Annotated in this window: 7 protein-coding genes; 1 reads left to right on the top strand and 6 read right to left on the bottom strand. The window is 46.6% G+C overall.

What is annotated here, in order from left to right; all coding sequences use genetic code 11:
- Positions 1–263 precede the first annotated feature (263 nt).
- A complete protein-coding gene (locus ACE1CM_RS15245) occupies positions 264–587 on the bottom strand; it encodes a 2Fe-2S iron-sulfur cluster-binding protein (protein WP_374878361.1) in 324 nt (107 codons plus the stop codon).
- A gap of 5 nt (positions 588–592) precedes the next feature.
- Positions 593–1,945, bottom strand: coding sequence for a selenium-binding family protein (locus ACE1CM_RS15240; protein ID WP_374878360.1), 1,353 nt, complete (start codon positions 1,943–1,945; stop codon positions 593–595).
- 499 nt (positions 1,946–2,444) lie between these two features.
- Here ACE1CM_RS15240 and ACE1CM_RS15235 point away from each other — a divergent pair, with 499 nt between their 5' ends.
- Entirely contained in the window at positions 2,445–2,780 is a 336-nt protein-coding gene (locus tag ACE1CM_RS15235; protein ID WP_374878359.1) for a four-helix bundle copper-binding protein, read from the top strand.
- Here ACE1CM_RS15235 and ACE1CM_RS15230 read toward each other — a convergent pair.
- The 4 genes from ACE1CM_RS15230 to ACE1CM_RS15215 all read right to left on the bottom strand — a co-directional run bounded on the left by ACE1CM_RS15230 (position 2,777) and on the right by ACE1CM_RS15215 (position 4,722).
- Entirely contained in the window at positions 2,777–3,331 is a 555-nt protein-coding gene (locus tag ACE1CM_RS15230) for an acireductone dioxygenase (RefSeq protein WP_374878358.1), read from the bottom strand. The genes ACE1CM_RS15235 and ACE1CM_RS15230 overlap by 4 nt on opposite strands.
- A gap of 398 nt (positions 3,332–3,729) precedes the next feature.
- Complete coding sequence (locus tag ACE1CM_RS15225; protein WP_374878357.1) at positions 3,730–4,143, bottom strand: DsbA family protein; 414 nt, start codon at positions 4,141–4,143, stop codon at positions 3,730–3,732.
- 45 nt (positions 4,144–4,188) lie between these two features.
- Positions 4,189–4,473 (bottom strand): zinc ribbon domain-containing protein, encoded by a 285-nt coding sequence (locus tag ACE1CM_RS15220; RefSeq protein WP_374878356.1) that lies wholly within the window; start codon positions 4,471–4,473, stop codon positions 4,189–4,191.
- A 111-nt stretch (positions 4,474–4,584) separates the two neighbouring features.
- The gene (locus tag ACE1CM_RS15215) at positions 4,585–4,722 is read right to left on the bottom strand and encodes a hypothetical protein (protein ID WP_374878362.1); all 138 of its coding nucleotides are present in this window, start codon (positions 4,720–4,722) and stop codon (positions 4,585–4,587) included.
- Positions 4,723–4,768: the final 46 nt, after the last annotated feature.

Below are 4,768 nucleotides of genomic sequence, written 5' to 3'. Positions count from 1 at the left end.
TCTTCTTCTTTCTTTGTGTCCTAAAACGCTATCGCGTTTCGCTTCGCTATCGCGTCTATGCGCTGCGCGCACGCACTCGCGTTCGCGGTTAAATAAGGGGTCTCATGGAAGCAGATTTTGTATTACACAACGATACTAAATGGTAGATGGTGCGTTACGCGATCGCTAACGCACCCTACATATAGAAACTTTGCGTAATTCCTGGAAATAAATGTAGGAACTATGGCAAATTTCCCCCCTTATTTAAGGGGGGTTAGGGGGGATCAAATCTCTGTTTTAAACGGATTAACATACAAAGCATCCTGACATTCTCTACCCACTTCAAACTGACAATCAGAACGGGGATAAGCGACGCAAAGCAAAACATAACCCATAGCAATCTGTTCCGGTTTCAGACAAATTGCCGCCGACTGTTCCACTTCACCTTGAATCAACTTAGCCGCGCAAGTAATACAAGCACCATAACGACAGCCAACGGGTAAGCGCAATCCCGCTTGCTCAACTGCCTCTAAAATGTACTGATTTTCCGGAACTTCTATTGCGAACCCATTGCGATTCAACAATTCAATCCGATAACGTTTCACCATCCTAACTAAATCCAAATATCCGAAGTACAATCGCCTCCTGGATAGCGCATCTCATGAGCGCGGGATGGCCCATTCGGTTCAGCACCGAAATCAAGATAAAAGTCCGGATTAATAGAAAGTCCGCCCTTTTCAGTATCGCAGTCAATTTGCAGAATATAGGAACCCGATTTAGCCAATTCTGGATAAAACTGATTATCCCAAGTACTAAATAGCGAGTTCGTTGCATAAAGCCGCTTGCCATCTAAACTCAGTTGCAACATTTGCGGCCCCCCGACCAATTTATGTCCTTTAAATTCGCCGCTTTTACCCAATAAACCGCCGCACCAAACTTGACCCGTCAGCCGAGGATTAGCCGGATCGCTGATATCGTATTGGCGAATATCGCCGTGCAGCCAATTAGAAAAGTAGAGATAGCGGTCATCCAAAGAAATTAGCAAATCTGTAATCAGCGAAGGAACGGGGATAGGCCAACCTTCCAACTCAATTGCAGGGATATCTACCGCTTTATTAACTTGCCAATGTCCGTTATTTTTGTGCCAGTGCCAGATATTGCTGCTGAGTGCGGCTCCTACATATCCATGCGTGCTATCGGGATTGTGATGAAACCGGACTTCTAAAGGAATTAATCCTTCTTCACCCAAATCAAAACTTTGTACGATGTCGTGGGTTTGCCAATCCCAAAAATGCAGTTGGCGACCGTAATTTCCGGCAGAAACATCGTTCAAATCGAAGCCGGGATAAAAGGTTTTGGGTGCGCCCCATTCGCTGCTAACCATGATGTTATGGCGCGGTTGATACCAGAAGTCATAATTAAACTTCATGGCATCGGCTTGATGTTCCCAGCGACCGGCAATATCAAAGTTTTCATCTAATAGTAAAAAGCCGCCTGGGCCGTTTCCCTCGCTGTCTCCCAACATCGAGATCATGACCTGACTATTTGCCAAACAGTGAACCGTATGGGGAGCGGTGAGATTGACTTTTTCCTTAATTTCATCCGCTTCAATTACCTTATGAATTTTGGGTGCTTTGGGGTCAGCCGTATCCAAAATATAGATGCGACTAGAGCGGATTGCCGGAATCACCAAAAATCGCCGGGATTTGCTGGCATCTCCGTGACAAGAACTGCAAGCATTCCAACCAAAGTGGTGCAATTCGTCGCCAATGTAGGGCATGGGTAGGCGATGAATGACCTGGGAGTAGGTGGGAGATGCGGGGTCAACATCGACCGTTGCTAAATAGTCGGGTGCTTCAATTCCCGTTCCGGTGTAGAGAGCAATGGTATAAAGCAGCTTTTCTCGGTCTGCTTTTATCGCTGCTTCTGGGGAGGCATAACCGGGGCCGCAACATGCGTGTGCCATTATTTCACCTCGGAAAGCGATCGCTTCCTAGAACCTAAACTACTGATTTCAATTGAGTCCTGCCCTTCTCGTGGCTATTATACACGGTATTTCTACCGATTTACCGTATTTCTTGCCCTACATAGAGGGGGCTAATTGTCAAGACATCCTAACATCAAACTGTAACAAAAGCTATTTTTTATCTCGCTCCTTTTTTAAAAGATGATTTTTCTCGCAAATGTCTACCTTCCAATGGGAGATTTGTAACCTTTTATTTACCAATATCTCAGTCACAATATTGCGACTGAAGGTGAGATTTTGATTTAAATTACACTAAAAAAATCGGATTAGTGTAATTTAAGCTTTAAGCGATCGCCAACCCTATTGAATATTCAAAATTACGGAATTACTCTTTCCTAGATAAGTCCATCAGCGGACAATCCCCATCAATTCATCGATTAAGAAGGAAATTGAGGAATCGCATATGATGATGATGATGACCCAATCCATGACGCCTACCATGCAGACCTGTATGCAAGCTTTGATGGAGTGCCAGAAAACTTGCATGGAAACCATGACTTACTGCATGACCAAAGGTGGCAAGTACATGGACGCAACCATGATGGGCATGATGCGCGATTGCGCCCAAATGTGCATGATGTGCATGAACATGACGATCGGCGGTTCCGAGTTCATGACCAGCACCTGTATGCTGTGCGCCCAAATGTGCGAAAAATGCGCCAAAGCTTGCGAAATGATGGGCGACGACGCCAAGATGATGGAATGCGCTACCGCTTGTTACAAGTGCGCTGAGTGCTGCAAGATGATGGATATGGAAATGATGCCAACCACCTAACGCAGCTTTCCAAGGTAATCGCTCCACTGAGTCCCGGTATATTGCGGCACCCAACCTTCAACCGTTGTAAAGTAGCGCACCGCTTTGCAATGCAACGATGCTGCAGGAGTAAACCAATGCTCGACTCCAGCGGGAATGTGCAGATAATCCTGGGCTTGCAGCAACAGCTGTACCTGACTGCCATTGGGCCGCAAAAAGCCGAAAATCGCTTCCCCTGCCAGCAGGTAGAGGGCTTCGGCGGCGGTGTGATTATGGTAACGGCTGTAGGTTGCGACCAGCATGGCGAGATTGGGCGAACCTGGATGCAAAACCAGCAAATCGCTCCAAAGATAGCCGCCTTCTTGCTTGAGGAATTCAAACAAGCTGTCGTGGAGTTCTAGGATCTGGTGCTTCTCAGGTTCTGCCAAAATATCCTGTGCGAGGAGGTCTGGGAAGAGGAGCGATGTTCCTGGGTCGTAGTGTTTGAGGCGAATGCCGAGGGGAGCGAGTTCGCGCGCGATCGCTTCCCCCTCGCCATCAAGGGTGCTGTCTTCAAGCAGTAAGATTGCCATGAGAAAAGATTAAGTCATTGTAAAGAAAAGAACCTACCTGAGCAAGAGTGGCACGGTTGCAGTTCGCAACAGATTTGCTGCAACTAGAGAACCGCTAAAGCCGCCGCCAACGAGCGCACTTGTATAATTAGAAACAGTTAACTTGAAAATATCGTTGTTCATAGGACCTGGACTTACGCTTGCTGCTGTATAGTCTCAACTTTAAGCGATCCAACCTGGGAATGGATGCTAGTTTTACCCGGTTACATGTATTACTTTTATCTAAATTACACTTAGATAAGTGGAAAACTCAGAATTGAACTTGAGTCTTAAATTTCCCCATTTGAGAGCGTGAGGGTGCAGGAATTTCACCGCTACAGTTGTCACAATTCTCTGACATTGGCGATCTATCAGTTTAATCAAGAAGATTTTTTCAAGTAATGTTGAAGCAGGACAAGTCGATCGTTGCCCCAAAACATTTCTGAGCCAAAGAGAAAGGTTGGGACTCCAAATACACCTCGATTGAATGCTTCTTCAGTGAGGAGATCGAGTTGATTTTGCGTATCATTTGACTTGAGATGAGATTGAAAATCGGTCTGCGATATACCAAGGTTTGTGGCGATCGCTGTCAGAATAGCATCATCGATCGCTAACCCTTTGGCAAAAATTGCGTCAAAGAGTGCCTGACTATATGGCACTAATAACCCCTGAGATCCAGCTGCCAAGGTAGCTAATGCCAAATCTTGAGGCTTGACTGATAATGGTTTGGGTTCATGGAAGGGTATCTTGTATTGACACTCCCCGGCCTGAAGGCGCGGGGATTCTTGGCTCATCGAGAGATCTTACCCAGACTTGTTGCCAAATCTGAACAGAGGATCTCATCTCCCCAAGCGTGAATTGACCTGGGTCCCACGGTATTTGACAGCTGATAACCAGTTTGCTTGGTGTGCCTTATCCAAAATATTAATAGCCGCATTATGGTCGCGGTTAAGGAAGCATCCACATTGACAAACGTGAGTGCGAATAGACAGCGACTTTTTCACTTTTTGACCGCAACCAGAGCAATCTTGGCTCGTATATTGTGGCGGCACCGCCACCACAACCCGACCATAAACCTTGCCCAAATATTGCAGCCATTGGGTAAATTGCGACCCTTGCAGCATCGCATCCCCCCCAACCCCCCTTAATCAGGGGGGTGCCTCAGGCGGGGGGATGGTGATGCTTCACCATGTTCTTCACTTGCAGTTTCTCTACCGCCACAAAATCGTTAGATTTTACGACGCACAATGCCGTTTTAACGGGCATTGCTCTTTACGCTGGCGGGAAACTTTTAAATGCTTGCGTCCTAACCGATTAATCGCGCGCTTACGATTGCGAGACCCCTTTTCCTTTCTGGAAACCCGGCGCTGCAACCTCTTTAAAGCTTTCTCCGATTTACACAGATGGCGCGGATTCTCC

The organism is Microseira sp. BLCC-F43, assembly GCF_041929235.1.
In the GTDB taxonomy this organism is placed as follows: domain Bacteria; phylum Cyanobacteriota; class Cyanobacteriia; order Cyanobacteriales; family Aerosakkonemataceae; genus Microseira.
Note: the sequence above shows the minus strand (reverse complement) of the source record. Positions and strands in the feature narration are given on the sequence as shown.

What these genes read in the sequence shown, in the direction of transcription:
- ACE1CM_RS15245 (WP_374878361.1), bottom strand. Translation starts at nt 587, where the DNA reads ATGGTGAAACGTTATCGGATTGAATTGTTGAATCGCAATGGGTTCGCA.
- ACE1CM_RS15240 (WP_374878360.1), bottom strand. Translation starts at nt 1,945, where the DNA reads ATGGCACACGCATGTTGCGGCCCCGGTTATGCCTCCCCAGAAGCAGCG.
- ACE1CM_RS15235 (WP_374878359.1), top strand. Translation starts at nt 2,445, where the DNA reads ATGCAGACCTGTATGCAAGCTTTGATGGAGTGCCAGAAAACTTGCATG.
- ACE1CM_RS15230 (WP_374878358.1), bottom strand. Translation starts at nt 3,331, where the DNA reads ATGGCAATCTTACTGCTTGAAGACAGCACCCTTGATGGCGAGGGGGAA.
- ACE1CM_RS15225 (WP_374878357.1), bottom strand. Translation starts at nt 4,143, where the DNA reads ATGAGCCAAGAATCCCCGCGCCTTCAGGCCGGGGAGTGTCAATACAAG.
- ACE1CM_RS15220 (WP_374878356.1), bottom strand. Translation starts at nt 4,473, where the DNA reads ATGCTGCAAGGGTCGCAATTTACCCAATGGCTGCAATATTTGGGCAAG.